Genomic DNA, 19,535 nt, shown 5'->3' with positions numbered 1-19,535 from the left:
CGCGGTCCGGGGTTACTGTTACTGCTGTTAAGGAACGTCATCTCCGATAAAGGATGAGCGTGAAGTTGCTGCTGTGACAGTGGTTCCCCCTCTCCAGGAGGCGGCGCCGATCGGATCTGGGGTTGGCTTGAGGAAAATTTCGGCACGTGCACTCGCGGCCATGATCTGCGTTCTGGCGCTCATCCCGCCTGCCGCCGGCCAGTTGGGGGGATCTTCCTCAAGCCCGGACCCCGCCGCGTCTTCCGTGGCGGGCGGTCAAACGCAGAGCGTGACGCTCGGCCCGCCGTCGGCCGTGTACGACGACGGAACGGACGCCGCTGATGCGTCGCCGGACCAGCGGCTCGCCCCCGCCGTGGACCCTGATATTACCGAAGGGGACCCCGGCAGCCCCGCGTCCGCTTTGGCCGACACCTCGGGAACAGCGGACGCCGTCGCAGCCGCCGGCACGCTCTCCACCGAGGCACAGCCTGCCTCTCCCGCCACCGAGGCGTCACCCGAGGAACCGGCTTCGGACCCAGCGCCCGAACCGGCGTCCATTCCCCCGCTGTCGGCCACGGAGTCAGACCTGGCGGCACTCACCCAGGCGTCACCGGATCAAACGGCTCCCGCGACGGGAACGGAATCCCTCCGCAGCGAGTCGCTGACAACCCAGGCGCTGGTCCGCGACGACGCGTCGGCACAGATCAATGCGGTGTTCAACGCCATCAACAGCTACCGGGCATCATTCGGCCTGGCGGCCGTGAAGTACCACGCCACCGTGGCCGGGATGGCCCAGGAGTGGTCGGACAGCATCGCGTCCCGGGAAGTCATCGAACACCGCTCTAGCTTTTGGACTGACTCGCGGGCACTTAGCCCCACGAACGGTGCCGGCGAGGTCATTGCCGTCCGCTGGGACCGCGATGCCGCGCAGCTTGTGGAGTGGTGGAAGGGCTCACCCGCCCATAATGCGATTCTGAAAGACCCGCGGTTCAATGTGATGGGCATCGGCATCACCTTCACGGACGGCAACTGGCAGACCACTCCCAACCGGTACACCATGTGGGGCGTGGTGAACTTCTTTGGGTACAGCTCCTTGCCCGCGGGCACCACGTCCAGCCCGGGCGGCAGCAGCACATTGCCGGTGCAGCCCGCGAGTGTGTGCGACCCCCTGTCACGGCACATGCCGCCGACGGCCTCCCTGGCCGCGGCAGCCATCAAGGGTCCCGGCGACCTTGTCTCAGTTGACTCGTCCGGCCAGCTCCTCAACCGCCCGTCGCTGGGGAACCGGCAGTACGGCGCACAGCAGGTCATCGGCACCGGTTTCGGTTCCGCCAAGGAGCTTTTTGTCACGGACTGGGAGCGGGACGGTGTCTTTGACGTCCTGGTCCAGTGGACTGACGGGCGCGTCACGCTGCACTCAGGTGCGGCGGGCGGCGGGTTCCTCACCGCCGTAACGCTGGGACGGTCCGGCTGGGCCGGCATGACGGTGGCAGTGGGAGGCTGGTGCGCCAACAACCGGCTCCCGCAACTGGTGGCCCTGGACGGCTCCGGAAACCTCTGGCTGTACCCGAACCGCGGGAAAGTCGACCTGGTGGAACGGACGCTGATGGCATCCGGAGTAACAGCCAACCGGCTGGCCATGGCGGATTACGACGGCGACGGCTTCCAGGACCTGCTGGCCCGGCAGCCGGACGGAAACGTCCGTCTCTACCGCGGCTCGGGGGCGCCGGCACCGCGGGCCGAAGCCCGGGCCGTGGTGGCCAGCGGATGGACGGACGTCACCGCCATTCGTTCGCTCCGGGATGTCACGGGGCTGAACTCGAGGGGGCTGGCCCTTCGGCGCGCCGGCGACGTGGTGCAGTACTGGGACCTCAGCAGCGGAAGCCTGGCGTCGCCGTCGTCCATCACGGGTGCGTGGGCGGGCCAGAGGCTCGCGCAGTAACCCAGCAGGCAGTATTCGGCCCGCCGCTAGGACTCAGCCGGCCGGGCTTCCAGAACCTGCTTAAGTCGTTCCAGCTGGGCCACTTCCGCCTTCATGGTCCGTTGGATCATGAAGTCCATCAGTCCGGCGAGCCCCTTAGGCCGGTACTCCAGCGCAAAGCGGACCCTGGTGTTGGTCCCCTCGCTGCTCAGGTAGTAGCCGCCGTGCGGGCGGGCGGGGCCGGCAACCACCTGGAACTGGATCTCTGCACCGGGCCGCAGGTGCGTGATTTGGAAGTCCGCGGCAATGGGGCGTCCCGCAGGGCCCGTGAGGGTCTGCTGGTAGACCGCGCCCTTCGCACCGACGGCGCCCCCACGAAGTTCAATGTTCCGGATGCCTTCCCGCCATGAGGGGAGGTTCAGCCCGTCCTGCAGGAAGCGGTACACGGTCATGGCATCGCGTTTCACGACGACCTCGTACTCTGCAAATGCCACGGGGATCCCTTGATTGTCGGACAGCTTTCTGGCGTAGCCCGTTTCCCCTGATACTGCAGCTAACCCACATAGGATAGTCAGCCCAAGCATCCCCCGGGCGGCTGCGGGCGCGCCTTAACCGAACAGTTATCGAACGGACCCAAGCGTTACCGAAAGGGTCCTGCTGCCAGACGGACGTGTCCCTGTTCAAGGAGGGTGCACGGCTGGGGTAAAGTAAATCCGGTTGACGCAACCGGGACCTGGCCGAGGTATTGGCGGGACCCCTTGCGGCTGTAGCTCAATGGTAGAGCGCTAGCTTCCCAAGCTTGATACGCGGGTTCGATTCCCGTCAGCCGCTCCATTTCTTCCACCGGCCTTCCTCCGCCCTTCCGCCGGGGCATTAGGTTGCTACCTGTATCGTCAGGAGTCAGGAACCCCCTCGGTTCCGCTACAGGAGCAATCATGGCTGACAAGTCCCCGCGTCAAGCAGCATCCGCAAAATCCGGCAAATCCATCAAGGAAAAACGTGCCGACAAGAGGGCCGCGGCAGCGCCGCCCAGCTCCCTCGACAAGGTAACGGCCGCCAAGGCAGCGAGCCCCAAAAAGAAGTGACCGGTTCCGCGAACCACCTCATCCTCGGAGTCCTTGCCAGCACAAGGAAGCCGGACGAACGCCGCCTCCCGCTGCACCCCCTGCATTTTGACCGCATCGCACCGGAAGTGCGGCAGCAGATCATCCTCGAAGAGGGCTACGGCGAACGGTTCGGCGTCTCGGACCATCATCTGGCCACCCTCGTGGGACGGATTGCCACCCGTACCGAGATCATTGCCGAAGCCAACGTCGTGCTGCTGCCCAAACCGCAGCCCGAAGACCTTGCAGAACTCCGCGACGGCCAGGTCCTCTGGGGTTGGCCGCACTGTGTCCAGGACCGCGCCGTCACCCAGCTGGCCATCGACAAGAAGCTCACGCTAATCGCTTTCGAGGCCATGAACCACTGGGCCAGCGACGGCGGCTTCGGCCTCCACGTCTTCCACAAGAACAACGAACTGGCCGGTTACTGCTCGGTCATTCACGCCCTGGCACTCACCGGTTCCACGGGGGATTACGGCCGGCGGCTCACCGCCGTCGTGATCGGCTTCGGCGCTACAGCCCGCGGCGCCGTGACGGCGCTGAACGCCCACGGCATCCACGACGTCCAGGTGCTGACCAACCGGGGCGTTGCCGCCGTCGGATCTCCCATCCATTCAGTGCGGATCGCGCAGTTCGACCATGACGACAAGGCGCCGTTCCTCAGCCAGGTCATCACCGAACGCGGGCGGGTGCCGCTGGCTCCGTTCCTGGCCGAGAGCGACATTGTGGTCAACTGCACCCTGCAGGATCCCAACGCGCCGCTGACGTACCTGCGCGAAGAGGACCTCGGGGCGTTCCGTCCCGGCAGCCTGATCGTGGACGTTTCCTGCGACGAGGGGATGGGCTTCAGCTGGGCGAAGACCACCACCTTCGCCGAGCCCATGCTGACTGTGGGCGACCACATTGACTACTACGCAGTGGACCACAGTCCGTCCTACCTGTGGAACTCCTCTAGCTGGGAGATCAGCGAAGCGCTGCTCCCCTTCCTGGACACCGTGGTCTCCGGCCCCGAGGCGTGGGCCGGAAATGAGACGATCGCCCGGGCCATCGAGATCCGCGACGGCGAGATCCTCAATAAGGACGTGCTGCAGTTCCAGCAGCGGCAGGCGGAATACCCGCACGCCCCGCTGGACGCGTAGCCGCTGCGCGGCTGACAATCCGGAGCAGGTGGCGCCGGTCTTTGAGGTCCACTTTGAGGGTCAGCGCACCGCGCCGGGCCAGTACGACGGCGACAGTCACCGCCGCAAGCACCGGGACCCCGCCGGACACCAGGATGGCCGTGTGCGGATCCAGGTGTTCGGCGATCCAGCCGATCATGGGACCGCCGATGGCCTGGCCGCCGATCAGCACCATGATGTACAGGCTCATGACGCGGCCGCGAATTCCCATGTTGGAGCTGATCTGCACCAGCTGGTTCGACGCCGTCAGGAACATCAGGCACCAGAAGCCGGACAGCACCATGGCCGCGCCGAACCAGGCCATGGACGGCGCCAGGGCCGCCAGGCAGAGCATCAGCCCGTACATTCCGGCGCCCAGGACCACTGACCGCAGCCGCAGGTGCCGGCGGCGGGTCGAGGTAACTGCTCCGGCGAGCGCACCGAGCGCCACCAGCGCGTTCAGCAGGCCGTAGCCGCCGGCGCCGGCGTCGTACACGTGGTCCGCGAAGGCGGCCAGCAGCACCGGCAGGCTCATGGCAAAAACCGCAATAAAACCGGCCATCAGCCACGGCCAGTAAATGGTCGGTTTGCTCAGCGCGTACTGCAGCCCCTCCCGGAGCATGCCCTTGCGCTTTGGCGCGGGCGCGCTGATGAACAACTGGTCCTTGCGCAGGAGCAGCAGCATGGCCACCGTGGAACAGCAGGCCACTGCGTTCGCGGCAAAGGCCCAGCCGGCACCGACGGCGGTGAGCAGCAGCCCGGCAAGGGCGGGGCCGATCAGGCCGCCCAGCTGGAACGTTGTGGAATTTACGCTGATGGCATTGCGCAGGTAGGCGGGGCCGACGAGCTCGTTGACGAACACCTGCCGGGCAGGCTGGTCCAGTACGGTGACGAGGCCCAGGGCCAGGGCGATGGCGTAGACGTGCCACACCTCAATGCGCTGGCTCAGCGCGAGGACGGCGAGGGCCGCGGCAAGGACGGCGGCAACGGCCTGGCAGAGGACCAGAATCTTCCGTTTCGGGAACCTGTCGGCCATCATCCCGCCCCACGGACCCAGGACCAGCGAGGGAAGGAACTGCAGCGCCACCGTGATGCCGACGGCGGTCACGGAGCCGGAAAGCTGCAGCACCAGCCAGTCCTGCGCGATCCGCTGCATCCAGAGGGCAATCACCGCGATGAAGTGTCCGATGGCGAAGATGCGGAAGTTGGGGACGCGGAGGGAAATGAAGGTGTGGCGCCAAGGGAGCCGTTCACTGACGACGGCGAGCGGCTGGGTCACGTCACGCGGTGGCGATTGCGGTGGCGATGTCGGTGACGATGTCCGGGACGGCGGGGACGTGGGTGGCGGGGAGGCTGCGGAGTCGATGACGGGCTGGCTGACAGTTGCCGTGGAAGGCGGAGGGGGTGCCACAGGGAATCCTCAAGGTGCGGGGGGGCGGGATATGTCCACGCTATGGTGGCCGCGATGGATTATGGAAGCGTATTGTTCCTATAACTAACATTGCGAAGCGTAATATCAGCGCATAGAGTCCAGCCCAGCCCGGGAGTGCCATGTTTGAACCCGCCCAGCTCCGCTCCTTCCTGGCGGTCGCCGAAACCCTCAGCTTCACCAAGGCCGCTGAGCGCCTGGGGCTGGCCCAGCCCACCGTCAGCCAGCATGTGCGCAAGCTGGAGGCGGCGGCAAAGCGGGTCCTGATTGCCCGCGACACCCGGGACGTCCGGCTGACGGACAACGGGGATGCCATGGCCGGCTTCGCCCGTACCATCCTCGCCGCGCATGATGCAGCATCCCGTTACTTCTCCGGGTCGGCGATGCGGGGCCGGCTGCGCTTCGGGACGGCGGACGACCTCGCGATCACCGGGCTCCCCCGCATCCTCCGGGAGTTCCGCCAGATCTATCCCCAGATCAACCTGGAACTCACGGTGGGCCAGAGCGACCAGCTCTACCGGAAGCTGAACGCCGGCCAGCTCGACCTCGTGTTCGTGAAATGGGTCGCCGGGGCCAAGGACGGAACAGTGGTCCAGCATGACGCCTTCGCGTGGGTTGGCCTGGAGCAAACTGCGCTGGAACCCGGCGATCCTGTTCCGCTGATCGCCTACCCCTCACCCAGCCTCAGCAGGAAGCTTGCCATCGACGCCCTCGAATCCCGCGGCAGGACCTGGCGCATCACCTGCACCACCCGCCAGATCAGCGGTGTGCTGGCGGCCGTCCGGGCCGGCATCGGAGTGGCCGTGATGCCATCGTCGCTGGTTCCGGACGACCTCAAGATCATCACCCGCCGCTTTGACCTGCCGCCGGTGGGAGACGTCGATTTCACCCTGATCCGCAACCCGCTGGCCAATGCCGAAGTGATCGAAGCGCTCACCCAGTCAATTGTGGGCCGCACCCTTAAGCGCACTGGCTAGGGCCGTTCGAAGATTCGAATAAAGGGGTCGGAGCCTTATTAATCAAGTAGGTACCGACCGCACGCGGGTAATTATGGCACGTAAGTGATTGAAGTTATTACGTGCGTAAATTATGCTTGAATTCTGTTAAAGGTTAAGCAGAAGCCGATGACTACGATTCGATGACGAACCGTGTCCGCCGCCGCTGCCTAGGGGGCTCCTGACGGACAACGTTCGGGACAGGCACGCGATGACGCCAACCACGAACCACCCGCATCTTTCAGTCTCAAATTCAGTCCACTCGTTCAAAACGGTACGCCCGCTGACCGTCGGTACGCACCGCAACACGCCGGCACATCACGAAACAAACGCACACGCTGACCCGGTCAGTCAGCGCGAACCGCACCCCGCAGCCACCCTGGTGGACACTGAGTTCGTAGGCAGCCCCTATTGCGAGCGATGCGGAACGGATGAATTCATCTACCTGGAGACCTTCGTCCCGGCAAAGTTCCGGCACGACGGCACGCTCCGGAAGCCGGGCGAAGTAACGTACTTCTGCACCGGATGCGAAGATTTCTCGGCACACTCGGTCCCGGCCTCGTGGGTGCCGCCCGGCTGGTATCTGGGCTAGCCAACTTTCCTGCCAACCCTTTAACAGCGAAACAGCAATCGCCGCCGGCGCTCACCCAAGGTGAACACCGGCGGCGATTGCTGTGAACCGCCCTTGAACTGCCCCTAGATCAGGCTGTCCGAGAGGTGGTTGGGCGTTCCGAAGCGGTGCGCGGTGATGCTGACGGCCTGCTCATGCAGGAACGGCAGCAGCTCCACGCGGCCGGCTTCGGTGACCGGGTGGGCGTAAACGGCCAGGTCCGGGCGTCCCCCGGTGGCTTCGGCCAGGGCCTTCGCGTCACCGCCAAGGAGCCGGATCCGTCCGCCGGACAGCTGTCCGGCGCCAGCGAGCCTTCCCGCGGCGGCCAGCCAGGCGGCGTCGTCCTCCACCGTGACCGTGATGTCCAGGGCGGCGAGCGCTGCCTGCAGCGCAGCGGGAAGTTCGACGGCGGCGGACACCGTGAGGGCCGAGCCGGCCAGTACGCCGGCGGCTACTGTCCTGACCAGGTCTGCGACCGGTTCGTTTTCGGAAAGGCGGACCGTCACGGGCAGGGAGCGGTAGCGGAAGATGTTCCGTTCCGCGCTCAGTCCGGAAACATCCTTGGCGGTGCCGAACTCTTCTGCCCAGGCGACGGCGTCGGAGGCCACTGCGCGCTGCAGGGCTTCGACGGCGGGAGCGTCCAGGGCGCCCTGCGCGGCACCCACGAGGCGGCGGACCCCGGGGTTGGTCACGGCTGCTGAGGCGCCGGAACCGCTGGCGCTGCTGGCCTTGCTGACCCAGTCGCCGAGGCCCGCGAGGTAGTTGGGCCCACCCGCCTTGGTGCCCGCACCGACAGCCGACTTCTTCCAGCCGCCGAAGGGCTGGCGCTGCACGATGGCGCCGGTGATGCCGCGGTTCACGTAGAGGTTGCCTGCCTGGATGTTGTCCAGCCAGAGTCCCACTTCCTCGGTGTTCAGCGAGTGCAGGCCGGCAGTCAGGCCGTACTCCACCTGGTTCTGGATGGCGATGGCGTCTTCCAGGGTGTCCGCCGTCATGACGCCGAGCACCGGACCGAAGAACTCGGTGAGGTGGAAGTAGGATCCGCGGCGCACGCCGTAACGGACACCCGGGCTCCAGAGCCGGCCGGTCTCATCGAGCTGCCGCGGTTCGACGGCCCAATTCTCGCCTTCGCCCAAGGTGGTGAGCGCGTTGAGGAGCTTGCCGCCGGCGGGTTCGATGATCGGCCCCATCTGGCTGGCCGGATCCTCGGGGTAGCCCACCTTCAGGGAAGTGACGGCGTCGATCAGCTGGTTGTGGAACCTCTTCGAGGTGGCAACGGAGCCCACCAGGATCACCAGCGAAGCGGCGGAGCACTTCTGCCCGGCGTGGCCGAAGGCTGAGTAGGCAACGTCCTTGGCGGCGAGGTCCAGGTCCGCACTGGGCGTGACGATGATGGCGTTCTTGCCGCTGGTTTCGGCCAGGAGCGGCAGGTCCTTGCGGAAGGAACGGAACAGTTCGGCGGTTTCGTAGCCGCCGGTAAGGATCACGCGGTCCACGGCCGGGTGCGAGATCAGCTGCTTGCCCAGTTCCCGCTCGCCCAGCTGGACCATGGTGAGGACGTCCCGGGGCACGCCGGCTTCCCAGAGCGCTTCGATCATCACGGCACCGCTGCGGCGGGCCTGCTTGGCGGGCTTGATCACGACGGCGGAGCCGGCGGCGAGTGCCGCCAAGGTGGAGCCGGCCGGGATGGCCACCGGGAAGTTCCACGGCGGGGTCACCACGGTGAGCTTCGCCGGAACGAAGGTGGCGCCGTCGACGTCGTCCAGCTTGCGGGCGGACTCTGCGTAGTAGTGGGCGAAGTCCACGGCTTCGCTGACCTCGGGATCACCCTGGTCGATGGTCTTGCCGGTTTCGCTGGCCATGACCTCGAGCAGGTCGGCGCGGCGGGCTTCAAGGATGTCGCCGGCGCGGTGCAGGACCGCGGCGCGCTCGGCACCGCTGAGGGAGCCCCAGGTTTTGCCCTTTTCGACGGCGGTTTCGATCACCCTGTTGAGGGTGTCCACGTCGGTGATCGTGGCGGCCTCCACGGACGCGTTGCCCAGCGTGGAGGACGGAACGCGCTCCAGGATGGCACGGCCCCAGTCGCGGTTGGCCGGCAGGGACGGGTCCGTGTCCGGCGTGTTTTCGAAGGAGTCGTGCGGCATCGGCTCGGCCGGGAGGCTGCGGTTCTGCCGGCGGTTGGGGCCGGGAACCTCGTCGTCGAGCTCTGCCAGGGAAGCGAGGAAGCGCTGCTTCTCGCGCTCGAAGAGCGTTTCGTTTTCGCTGAGTTCGAAGACCGCGGACATGAAGTTGTCCTGGCTTGCCCCCTCTTCGAGGCGGCGGATCAGGTAGGCGATGGCGACGTCGAACTCGGCCGGGTGGACCACCGGTGTGTAAAGCAGCAGTGAGCCGACGTCCTTCTTGACGGCTTCAGCCTGGCCCTGCGCCATGCCCAGCAGCATCTCGAACTCGATGCTCTGCTGTGCGGTATCCGCGATGCCGCGCTGCTTGGCCAGGAGCCAGGCGAAGGCGATGTCGAAAAGGTTGTGGCCGGCCACGCCGATCCGGATGTTCTTGATCCGGTCCGGGTGCAGTGAGTAGTTGATGACGCGCTTGTAGTTCGTGTCCGAGTCCTGCTTGGTGTGCCAGGTGGCAAGCGGCCAGTCGTGCAGTGAGGCCTCGACCTGTTCCATGGGGAGGTTGGCGCCCTTGACCACGCGGACCTTGATGGCGGCGCCGCCGTTGGCGCGGCGTTCCGCGGCCCAGTCCTGCAGCCGGATCATCGCAGAGAGTGCGTCCGGGAGGTAGGCCTGGAGGACGATGCCGGCTTCCAGGTTCTTGAACTCGGGCTTGTCCAGGATCCGGGTGAAGACCGCGATGGTCATGTCCAGGTCCTTGTACTCTTCCATGTCCAGGTTGATGAACTTGGCCTTGCCTCCGTCCGTTGCGAAGGACGCTGCACGGGTGAAGAGCGGGGTGAGCTTCTCCACCACGTGCTCCACGGCCTCGTCGAAGGCCCAGGCGGAGTGCGGGGCCACAGTGGAGGAGACCTTGATCGAGACGTAGTCCACGTCCGGGCGGGCCAGCAGGGTGTGGGTTCCCTCCAGCCGGCGGGATGCTTCGTGCTCACCCAGGACTGCCTCGCCGAGGAGGTTGACGTTGAGCTTGATGCCGTCCTTGCGGATCCTGGCGATGGCCGGACCCAGCTTGGCATCCGTGGCGTCCACGATCAGGTGGCCCACCATTTCGCGGAGCACCTTCCGGGCCATGGGGATGACCACCTGCGGCAGGACAGGGGCCATGGTGCCGCCCAGGCGGACCGCGCTGCGCATGTACCAGGGCAGGAACGCCGGGACCTTCGGGGCCAGGGCGGCCAGGTTGCGCGCGGCGACGTGCAGGTCTTCAGGGCGGACCACGCCGTCGACGAATCCGACGGTGAAGTCGAGCCCGTTCGGGTCTTTCAGGACGCCGGCGAGCTGTTCAGCGGAGGCGTCCACGGGAACCTTCGCGGCCTCCGTCAACCAGTGGCGCACCAGTCCGATGGTTTCCCCGGCCAGGGCCTGGGCTTCGGGGACGTGGGAACCGCCCGCGAGGGCCGATTCGGTGGCCGGCTTTCCGGTGCGGACACCGGGCTCCGTCGAAATGTGGGTCATGGCTAACACTCGTTCTTTCCGTTGGTGAGGACCTTCTTTCCATCAGTATGGGCCTCCCGTCACTTAAGATAAAGCGACGTTTTCTGAGCAATACAGATTAGAAAAACCGATGATTCTGCGGTCCCGCAAACCCACCTCCGACGCTCTCTCACATCCTGCCGCTTCCCCGGCGACGCTCTCCCACTCCCTGCCGCTTCCCCGGCGACGCTCTCCCACCTCCCGGCTTAAGCGGCAAACCCCCTCCCACCGGAGTGAGAGAGGGTTCGTCGATATGGCACCGGATCTGAGAGAGCGTCCGGTTAGGTGTGGCAGGAAGTGAGAGAGCGTCCGCTGGCTACGCCAGGGGGCGGTGCATCTCGACGGCCTCTTCGTGCCGGGGGCTGTCCGGGTTCATCAGCGAGTGCTTGCGTCCATACCCGAAGTAGATCGCCAGGCCGACAATAAGCCAGACTCCGAAACGGGCCCAGGTTTCCCAGTGGAGCTGGAACATCAGGAAGGCCGAGGCCAGAACGCCGAACGCCGGCACCAGCGGCATGAAAGGCAGGCGGAAGGCGCGCGGAGCATCCGGCTTCTTGTAGCGGAAAATGATCACTGCGAGGCAGACGACCACGAACGCGGCGAGGATTCCGATGTTCGTGAGGTCGGCCACGGCCTTGATCGGGAAGACACCAGCCAGCAATGCAGACGCAACGCCCGCGATCCAGGTGACGCGCTGCGGGGTTCCGTGGTGGTCCGTCTTGGCGAACCAGCCCGGGAGCAGGCCGTCGCGGCTCATGGAGAACCAGACGCGCGTGACGCCGAGCAGGAAGGTCAGCATCACGGTGAGGATGGACAGGACCGCGAACACGGAGATGATGGTGGCGATCACAGGCAGGCCGACGCCGGTAAACGCGGAGGCGAAGCCGGCCTTCGGGTCGATGTCCTGGTAGTTCTGCATACCGGTAAGGACCAGGGTGGCCGCCACGTAGAGCAGCATGGCGATGATGAGGGACAGGATGATCGCCTTGGGCATGTGCTTCTTGCCGTCGGTCGCTTCCTCGGCCGCGGTGCTCATGGCGTCGTACCCGAAGACCGCGAAGAACACAGTGGCCGAACCTGCCAGCACCGGACCGAAGCCGCTGGGCATGAACGGGTTGTAGTTGTTCGTGTCGATGTAGAAGATGCCCAGGCCGATGATGAACAGGATCAGGACAACCTTGATGGCCACCGCCACCAGCTCAAACCGGCCGAACGCCCGGGTGCCGCGGGACAGGATCCAGGTCACGATCAGGCAGACCACGATCGCCGGGATGTTGACGATGCCGCCCTTGCCTTCATCCGGCGTGGACGTCATCCACACGGGCATCTGGATGCCGATACCGGTGAGGAACGCGTCGAAGTAGCCGGAAATACCAATGGCAACAACGGCCACAATCGCTATGTACTCGAGGAGCAGGTCCCAGCCGATAAACCAGCCGATCACCTCGCCGAGTGCCACATACCCGTAGGTGTAGGCCGAACCTGCGCGGGGAATCATCCCGGCAAATTCCGCATAGGACAAGGCGGCGGCTGCAGAAGCGAGGCCGGCAATCAGGAAGGAGAACAGCACTGCCGGCCCCACGCCGGGCTCGGTTTCGCTGCCGTGGGCAACGAGGCCCGCCAGGGAGAAGATGCCGACGCCGATGATGCCGCCGACGCCGATTGCCGTCAACTGCCAGAGACCCAGGCTTTTCATCAGCCCGCTGTGCTTGTTTTCTTCTTCGATGTCGTCAATCGGTTTTCGCCGCATGATCGACTGGGATAAATCTTTAGTGCTCATCAGGGACTCCTGCATAGATGTGGACCCATCAATCCGCCCTGTGATGGGACTTACTCAGTCTGTTTAGTATGCAAGCCTCATTGCATTAGATAAAGTGAATTCTCCTAATTAATATTCATTAGATTTAGCGAAGGAACACGCATGCTCGACGTCCGGCGGTTGAGGCTGCTCCGTGAACTCAAAATCCGGGGAACGCTCGCCGAGGTGGCGGAGGCACTCCAGTACAGTCCGTCGTCGGTCTCCCAGCAGCTGGCCCTGCTCGAGAAGGAGGCCGGGGTCCAGTTGCTGCGCAAGACCGGGCGCCGCGTCCAGCTGACTCCGCAGGCTGAAGTCCTGGTGGCGCACACCGCCCACCTGCTCGAAACGATTGAGCAGGCCGAGGCCGACCTGGCAGCTAGCCTCACCACCGTTTCCGGCACCGTCCGGATCGCCGTCTTCCAATCCGCAGCCCTCGCGCTGATGCCAGGCACCCTCACCCGGATGGCGGCTGCCTACCCCGAGGTCAGGATCGAGATGGTCCAGCGGGAACCGGAAACGGCACTGCACGAAACCTGGGCCCGGGACTTTGACCTTGTCATCGCCGAGCAGTATCCCGGCCACGCCGCCCCGCGGTACGCGGAGCTGGACCGCCTCCGGCTGACCGGCGATGCCATCCGGCTTGCGGTCCCCGGACCGGACAAGGGCCTTCCGCCCATCCGTTCGCTCGAGGACACCGCCGAGCTTGCCTGGGTGATGGAGCCACGGGGCGCGGCATCCAGGCACTGGGCTGAGCAGGCCTGCCGCAGCGCAGGGTTCGAGCCCGACGTCAGGTATGAAACGGCTGACCTGCAGGCGCAGATCCGGCTGATCGAGTCCGGCAACGCCGTAGGCCTGATGCCCGACCTCGTCTGGACCGGACGGGGAACATCGGCGCAGCTGCTGCTCCTGCCAGGCAACCCGCACCGGACCGTCTTCACGTCCGTGCGACGGTCCAGCGCCAAGCGCCCCGCCATCCTGGCCGCCCGCGAGGTTTTGGCCATCACAGCCGATTCGATTGCCCCGGCCGGGCCGGTGCCTCCGGAGTCAATCTCCGCATAGGCCCCCGGCGGAAGTTCCCTACGTCACAGCGCGGAACTGCGCCGGGCGTTAGACTGGGCACGTTATGAATCGCACAATGTTTAAGTCCAAAATCCACCGGGCCACTGTCACCCATGCCGATCTGCACTACGTGGGGTCGGTCACCGTTGACCTGGACCTGCTGGAGGCTGCTGACATTCTCCCGGGCGAGCTCGTGGCGATCGTTGACGTGACCAACGGCGCCCGCCTGGAGACGTACACGATTGCCGGCGAGCGCGGTTCCGGTGTTATCGGCATCAACGGTGCAGCGGCGCACCTGATGCATGAGAACGACATCGTCATCCTGATCACTTATGCCGAGATGACCACCGAAGAGGCCCGTGCGTATACGCCCAAGGTGGTCCACGTGGACAAGGACAACAAGATTGTCCAGATCGGCAACGACCCCGCCGAGGGGCACACCCGCGGCCTCATGCGGCCCCCGTATGCGCTGAACAACTCCGCCCTGAACTAAGCGCCGGGGCAGCCACGCAGCCGGGGATCAGGTCCGTCCGGATACCGAGATCCTGCCCACGCTGCAGCTTGAGGCTGAATAAATCTGATTAGGCTGGGTGGGTGACCGCCTACGCCCGAAACGCCGTCGTGCCCGGCTCCCTGGAAAACCTGCCCGGGAAACTGCCAGGGACACCCTGGTGCTAGGCGTTCTCGCGGGCTTCTTCGTGGTGTGGTCCATCATCCTGGTGGGCATGTTCGTGGGCCGCCGGAACGTCCTCGGAGAAAACGCGCGTTCCGTGCTGAGCGCACTGACCTTCTTCGTGGCCAGCCCTGCCCTCCTGTTTGAGACCCTCAGCAAGGCCAAGCTCCACGACGTTTTTGCCGCACCCCTGCTGGTGACGGCCGTCGGCGCCGTGGTGACGGCCGCGATCTTCTTTGTGATGGTCCGGTTCCTGCTGAAACGGACAGTGCCCGAATCGCTGATGTCCTCCATGAGCGCATCACTGGCGAACTCCGCCAACCTGGGCATTCCCATCGCCGTGTACGTGCTCGGTGACGCCAGCTACGTGGCACCGCTGCTGATCTTCCAGCTGGCCTTTTTCACGCCGCTCTTCCTGATGGCCCTGGATGCCACCACCAGCTCGCACCGGACCACCCCCGCCGGCTTTGCCCTCATGATCCTCAAGAACCCGATGATCGTGGGGTCCGCGCTGGGCCTGGTGGTGGCCGGAACGGGCTGGCAGGTGCCGGAGCTGGTCATGCAACCCATCCATCTGATTGGCGGGGCAGCCATCCCGGCCATGCTCATCGCCTTCGGCATGAGCCTGAACGGATCCCGGCCGCTGCAGGCAGCCGCGGGCCGCCGCATCGACACGCTCCTAGCCAGCGCGTTCAAGCTCGTGGTCCACCCGGCCATCGCCTATCTGGTCGCCCGGCTGATCGGCATGGAGGGGCAGGCCCTGTTTGCCGTCGTGGTGACGTCCGCCCTGCCCACCGCCCAGAACGTATTCGTAGCCGCCAGCCGCTACCGCACGGGCATCACCGTGGCCAAGGACACCGTCCTGATCACCACGATCGTCGCAGTGCCGGCCATGATCGGCGTGGCGCTTCTCCTGGCTTAGTTCTTCTGGTGCTGGTCCAGGATCCGGGCACAGCGGATGAAACCCAGGTGGGAGTACGCCTGCGGATGGTTGCCCAGGTGGGTCTCCGTGCCGGGATCGTACTCTTCCGGGAGCAGGCCGGTGGGGCCGAACAGGTTCACCAGCTGGTCGAACAGGTCCCACGCCTCCTCGATCCTGCCCACCGCCACATAGGCCTCGATCAGCCAGGTGGTGCAAATGTGGAAGCCGCCCTCCAAACCCGGCAGCCCGTCGTCGTACCTGTACCGGAAAACGGTGGGCCCCACCCGGAGCTCACGTTCCACGGCGGTGACGGTGTCCAGGAACCGCTGGTCGTTCACATCCAGCAGGCCGGACAGGCCGATGTGCAGCACGGCGGCATCCAGGTCCGGGCTGTCGTAGGCCACGGTGTAGGACGCCGCGCCGTCATCCCAGCCCTCGCGGAGGACTTCCTCTCGGATGGTCGCTGCGGTGGGCGCCCACGCGGGCTCCGGTGCCCTGCCGTGCCGGGCGGCGGTGCGCAGCGCCCGGTCCAGCGTCACCCAGCACATCACCTTGGTGTACACGTGGTGCCGGGGTGCCCGGCGTGCTTCCCAGATCCCGTGGTCCGCCTCGTGCCAGCGGGCCATCACGGCGGAGGCCATCTGGACCATGAGTTCCCAGTGCGAATCGTCCAGTCCGTCCTGGCGTTCACTCACCGCACAGATCAGTTCCGCGATGGGCCCGAAGACGTCCAGCTGTACCTGGTGGTCCGCCGCGTTGCCGATCCTGACAGGGCGCGATCCCGCGTAGCCGGGCAGGCTTTCGATGATGGCCTCCGTGGAGAGCGGCGCCCCGGTGACCGAGTACAGCGGGTGCAGCCATTCCGGACCGGGCGCGTTGTCCAGGATCCGGCCCAGCCAGCGCAGGAATCCGTACGCCTCCGCCGTGGAGCCCAGGTCCACCAGCGCATTGACCGTCATGGAACCGTCCCGTAGCCAGCAATAGCGGTAGTCCCAGTTACGGGTGCCGCCGATTCCCTCCGGCAGCGAGGTGGTGGGGGCGGCCAGCACGGCGCCGGTGGGTTCGTGCACCAGCGCGCGGAGCACCAGCGCCGAGCGGCGCACCAGCGAAGGCTTGACGCCTGGCAGCTCCAAATCCTGGACCCACCGCCGGGAGTGATGGGCGACGGCGGCGCGGCGCTCCGTCTCGCCGCCCACCCCGGCGTGGGTGAATTCGGTGTCACCGCAGCGCAGGTTGAGCACCACGGGACCATTTTGCAGGTTGACGTCGGCGGTGGCGGTGGCATGCCGGCCGTCCGAGGTAATGGAAAAGCTGACGCCGGGGGCCAGCAGGATGATGGGATCGGACGTGCCCACGACGTGCAGTTGATCGCCCCGGGCCTCCATGCTGAACGGTGCGTTGGCGTAGTCGGGCCGGGGCGCAAAGACGATCCGCGCCGCGCCGCTCCCGGACAGCACCCGGACCAGGCTGGTGATCCCGTCCGGGGCCGGTTCGAGGTAGTCGGTGACGGTGACGTCGGCCCAGCGGGTTTCCACGATCATAGTGCTGTCCACGTAGCGCTGGCCCAGGACCTGGGACGCCTTGACCGGTTCCACCGAGAAGTGGCCCGCGGCGTCACCGCCCAGGATGTGGGCGAACAGGGACCCCGAGTCCGGCAGCGGGTGGCTCATCCAGCAGACCTTGGCTTCAGGGGTGATCAGGGCGGTGGAGGAGCCGTTGCCGATCATGGAGTGCCGCTCCAGGCCGACGGCATCCTCGCCGAAGAGCCAGGCGCGCCGCAGTTCGAACAGGATGGCCAGAACCCGGGCGAAGGATTCGGGGTCGCGGAGCCGGTGGGCCGCCGCGGTGGGGCCCTCCCCCACCCTGATGCCCATGTCCGGACCGCGCAGGGTGGCCATGGCCAGTTCGTCGCTGGAGGCGTCCCCGGCGAAGAGGGCGGCGCTCACTCCGAGGCGGGCGCGGAGGTGTTCCAGGGCGTCGGCCTTGGACGGTTCCACCACGGAGAGGTCCAGCACGGAGCCGTCCACGATGTAGAACAGGCCGTGGGCGCGTGCCACTTCCTCAGCCTTCTCCAACACCTTCGCGACGATAGCGGCCGAGGCCGGGCGGGTGTGCACGGACACCGCCACGGGCTTGCGCTCGATGCTGATCCCCTTGTAGGCGCCGATGGTTTCCACGAGGGCCTGGCTCGCCTGCTGCAGCACCGACTCGGTGGCCAGCGACAGGCCGTGGGCAAAGCCCATGTCGAACTCGGCGCCGTGGGAGCCCACCAGGTGCACCTCCGCCGGGAGCCTGGACACGGCCGCCAGGTCCCGCAGCGACCGGCCGGAGATGACCGCGGCGTGGGTGTTGGGCAGGGCGGCCAGCGCCCTGAGCGCAATTGCGGCGCTGCCCAGCGGCAGGGTTTCGGTGGAGATCCCCTCCGCGTCGCAAAGCGTTCCGCCATAGTTGCAGGCCACCAGCAGGCCGGGGGTGCGGGCCAGGATCTTGAGTTCAGCGAGCAGCTGCGGCGTGAGGCCGTCGTCCGCGGCATCGGACTGCACAAAAGCGCGGAGCAGGCCAAGCGGCAGGGAACGGGTCAGGAGGGCGGAATCGGCCACGGACTGGTTGAGCGGAGTAGGCACAGGCGACGTCCTTCGGATAATCCCCAATGATGCGTGAGAAAAGTCCGGCGAGGGACATACCCCCAGTTTCCGATGCCGTCGTTACACCAGAATATCCCCGTCATTGCCGGAATGTAACGTGTCGCGTTGACTCATAGAAAACCTCCGCGTAGCGGGATACGTTGCCTCATTTGAAAACCTCCGCGTAGTGGTCGGGTTGTCGGTGGCGGCGTTCCCGGCTATGCCCGTTTTCATGGAGCTAACGATGGCCCAGCGGCAGGCCGTGACGAAGAAGAAGGCGCTGGCGTATCAGGGCGCGTCCCGGAAGGCGAAGTCCCGGATCCTTGATGAGCTGGTCGAGTTGACCGGCTGGCACCGCGACTATGCCCGGGCGGCCTTGCGTGATGCCCTGGTCCTGAGGATCGCCAGACCCCGGCCGGGCAGGACGCCGGTATACGGGCCGGACCTGCTGCCGGCGCTGATCAGGTGCTGGGCGGTGCTCCGGGCGCCGGCAGGGAAGCTGCTGGCCCCGATCCTGCCCGTGCTCCTGCCGTTGCTGCGCACCGAGCGGGAGTTGACGCTTACCGATGAGCAGGCTTTTCTGTTGACCCGGATGAGCGCGGCGACGATCGACCGCAAACTGGCAGGGGAACGGGCGAGGATGCTCCCGCGGGGCCGGTCCCATACCAAACCGGGCACGCTGCTGAAGTCCCAGATCCCGATCCGCACTTGGGCCGAGTGGGACGACGCGGTCCCGGGGTTTGTGGAGATCGACCTGGTCGGCCATGAGGGCGGCACCAACGTCGGCGAGTTCTGCTTCACCCTGACAGTGACCGACATTGCCACCGGCTGGACGGTGAACCGGTCCGTGCGGAACAAGGCCGCCAAATGGGTCCTGGAAGCTCTGGAGCACATCAGCGCGGTGTTCCCGTTCCCGATCATAGGCATCGATTCGGACAACGGCTCGGAGTTCATTAACGATCACCTGTTTGCCTACTGCCAGGCCCGCCGGATCACGTTCACCCGGTCCCGGCCGGGGAACAAGAACGACGGCGCCCACGTGGAGCAGAAGAACTGGGCCCGGGTCCGGGAACTCGTCGGCTACCTCCGCTACGACACGGCCGCCGAGCTGGATAAACTCAACGCGATCTGGGAACTGGACCGGGTCTTCACCAACTACCTGCTGCCCCAACAAAAACTCATCAGCAAACAACGGCACGGCGCGAAAGTCACCAAACACCACGACGCCCCGGCGACACCGCATCAACGGGCGATCCGGCACAGGGACATGCCCGAAAGGTCGATCATCCGGATGGATGCAGCCTTCAAACGGATCAGGCCGGCAGCCCTCTCCCGTCAGATCCTGGCACTCACCGCGGAACTGGAAGTCCTCGCCCTGGCCAAGAAATCCGCGCCCCTCAGACCCGTCAACAGCGCCTGGAACCCGACCTTCCCGGCACACCTTCGCCGCCACAACGACACCATCTAGCCGGAGGTTTTCAAATGAGGCAACGAATCACTGTTCCCGAAGGTATTGCAATGAGGCAACAGGCGTGTGCGGAGACCCGGTTTCCGGGCGGCGGGCGCGGGCACCACCCGCGTACGTACCGCGTCCGTTGCAGCCAGCGCCCTTCAG

At 66.0% G+C, this 19,535-nt stretch carries 14 protein-coding genes and 1 tRNA gene; 10 read left to right on the top strand and 5 right to left on the bottom strand.

Annotated features, from left to right (window positions below):
* The first annotated feature begins 160 nt into the window (after window positions 1-160).
* On the top strand, window positions 161-1,921 hold the full coding sequence (locus RW112_RS13335) for a CAP domain-containing protein (protein WP_317782245.1): 1,761 nt from the start codon (window positions 161-163) through the stop codon (window positions 1,919-1,921).
* A 26-nt stretch (window positions 1,922-1,947) separates the two neighbouring features.
* On the opposite strand, the gene RW112_RS13330 is transcribed toward RW112_RS13335, so the two are convergent.
* Window positions 1,948-2,394 carry an SRPBCC family protein gene (locus RW112_RS13330; RefSeq protein ID WP_317782244.1) on the bottom strand — a complete coding sequence of 149 codons (447 nt, stop codon included), beginning with the start codon at window positions 2,392-2,394 and terminating at the stop codon, window positions 1,948-1,950.
* A 266-nt stretch (window positions 2,395-2,660) separates the two neighbouring features.
* Here RW112_RS13330 and RW112_RS13325 point away from each other — a divergent pair.
* The 3 genes from RW112_RS13325 to RW112_RS13315 all read left to right on the top strand — a co-directional run bounded on the left by RW112_RS13325 (window position 2,661) and on the right by RW112_RS13315 (window position 4,142).
* Window positions 2,661-2,734: transfer RNA gene (locus RW112_RS13325), tRNA-Gly, on the top strand.
* A 101-nt stretch (window positions 2,735-2,835) separates the two neighbouring features.
* A complete protein-coding gene (locus RW112_RS13320) occupies window positions 2,836-2,985 on the top strand; it encodes a hypothetical protein (protein WP_305942662.1) in 150 nt (49 codons plus the stop codon).
* On the top strand, window positions 2,982-4,142 hold the full coding sequence (locus tag RW112_RS13315; RefSeq protein WP_317782243.1) for a N(5)-(carboxyethyl)ornithine synthase: 1,161 nt from the start codon (window positions 2,982-2,984) through the stop codon (window positions 4,140-4,142). Before RW112_RS13320 ends, RW112_RS13315 begins: the two co-directional genes overlap by 4 nt.
* On the opposite strand, the gene RW112_RS13310 is transcribed toward RW112_RS13315, so the two are convergent.
* Complete coding sequence (locus tag RW112_RS13310; RefSeq protein ID WP_317782242.1) at window positions 4,075-5,571, bottom strand: MFS transporter; 1,497 nt, start codon at window positions 5,569-5,571, stop codon at window positions 4,075-4,077. The genes RW112_RS13315 and RW112_RS13310 overlap by 68 nt on opposite strands.
* Window positions 5,572-5,711: 140 nt before the next feature.
* On the opposite strand from RW112_RS13310, the gene RW112_RS13305 reads away from it, so the two are divergent.
* Together RW112_RS13305 and RW112_RS13300 are read left to right on the top strand one after the other, a co-directional pair.
* On the top strand, window positions 5,712-6,566 hold the full coding sequence (locus tag RW112_RS13305) for a LysR substrate-binding domain-containing protein (protein ID WP_305942665.1): 855 nt from the start codon (window positions 5,712-5,714) through the stop codon (window positions 6,564-6,566).
* A 229-nt stretch (window positions 6,567-6,795) separates the two neighbouring features.
* Window positions 6,796-7,176 carry a hypothetical protein gene (locus tag RW112_RS13300; RefSeq protein WP_317782241.1) on the top strand — a complete coding sequence of 127 codons (381 nt, stop codon included), beginning with the start codon at window positions 6,796-6,798 and terminating at the stop codon, window positions 7,174-7,176.
* Window positions 7,177-7,280: 104 nt separating this feature from the next.
* On the opposite strand, the gene RW112_RS13295 is transcribed toward RW112_RS13300, so the two are convergent.
* Together RW112_RS13295 and RW112_RS13290 are read right to left on the bottom strand one after the other, a co-directional pair.
* Entirely contained in the window at window positions 7,281-10,826 is a 3,546-nt protein-coding gene (locus RW112_RS13295) for a bifunctional proline dehydrogenase/L-glutamate gamma-semialdehyde dehydrogenase (protein WP_317782240.1), read from the bottom strand.
* Window positions 10,827-11,160: 334 nt separating this feature from the next.
* Window positions 11,161-12,624 carry an amino acid permease gene (locus RW112_RS13290; RefSeq protein ID WP_317782239.1) on the bottom strand — a complete coding sequence of 488 codons (1,464 nt, stop codon included), beginning with the start codon at window positions 12,622-12,624 and terminating at the stop codon, window positions 11,161-11,163.
* 141 nt (window positions 12,625-12,765) lie between these two features.
* Here RW112_RS13290 and RW112_RS13285 point away from each other — a divergent pair, with 141 nt between their 5' ends.
* From RW112_RS13285 to RW112_RS13275, 3 genes are all read left to right on the top strand, one after another.
* On the top strand, window positions 12,766-13,701 hold the full coding sequence (locus RW112_RS13285) for a LysR family transcriptional regulator (protein WP_317782238.1): 936 nt from the start codon (window positions 12,766-12,768) through the stop codon (window positions 13,699-13,701).
* 64 nt (window positions 13,702-13,765) lie between these two features.
* A complete protein-coding gene (panD, locus tag RW112_RS13280) occupies window positions 13,766-14,194 on the top strand; it encodes an aspartate 1-decarboxylase (RefSeq protein ID WP_305942670.1) in 429 nt (142 codons plus the stop codon).
* A gap of 178 nt (window positions 14,195-14,372) precedes the next feature.
* The gene (locus RW112_RS13275) at window positions 14,373-15,296 is read left to right on the top strand and encodes an AEC family transporter (RefSeq protein ID WP_317782237.1); all 924 of its coding nucleotides are present in this window, start codon (window positions 14,373-14,375) and stop codon (window positions 15,294-15,296) included.
* Here the strand turns inward: RW112_RS13275 and RW112_RS13270 are convergent.
* Window positions 15,293-17,920, bottom strand: a complete 2,628-nt coding sequence (locus tag RW112_RS13270; protein ID WP_317782236.1) for a trehalase-like domain-containing protein — start codon at window positions 17,918-17,920, stop codon at window positions 15,293-15,295. The two genes, RW112_RS13275 and RW112_RS13270, sit on opposite strands and share 4 nt — an antisense overlap.
* 244 nt (window positions 17,921-18,164) lie before the next feature.
* Between RW112_RS13270 and RW112_RS13265 the strand changes: the two genes are divergently transcribed.
* Entirely contained in the window at window positions 18,165-19,388 is a 1,224-nt protein-coding gene (locus RW112_RS13265; protein ID WP_317782235.1) for a transposase family protein, read from the top strand.
* Window positions 19,389-19,535 lie beyond the last annotated feature (147 nt).

The organism is Arthrobacter sp. B10-11 (genome assembly GCF_033142195.1).
Taxonomy (GTDB): Bacteria; Actinomycetota; Actinomycetes; order Actinomycetales; family Micrococcaceae; genus Arthrobacter; species Arthrobacter oryzae_C.
Note: the sequence above shows the minus strand (reverse complement) of the source record. Positions and strands in the feature narration are given on the sequence as shown.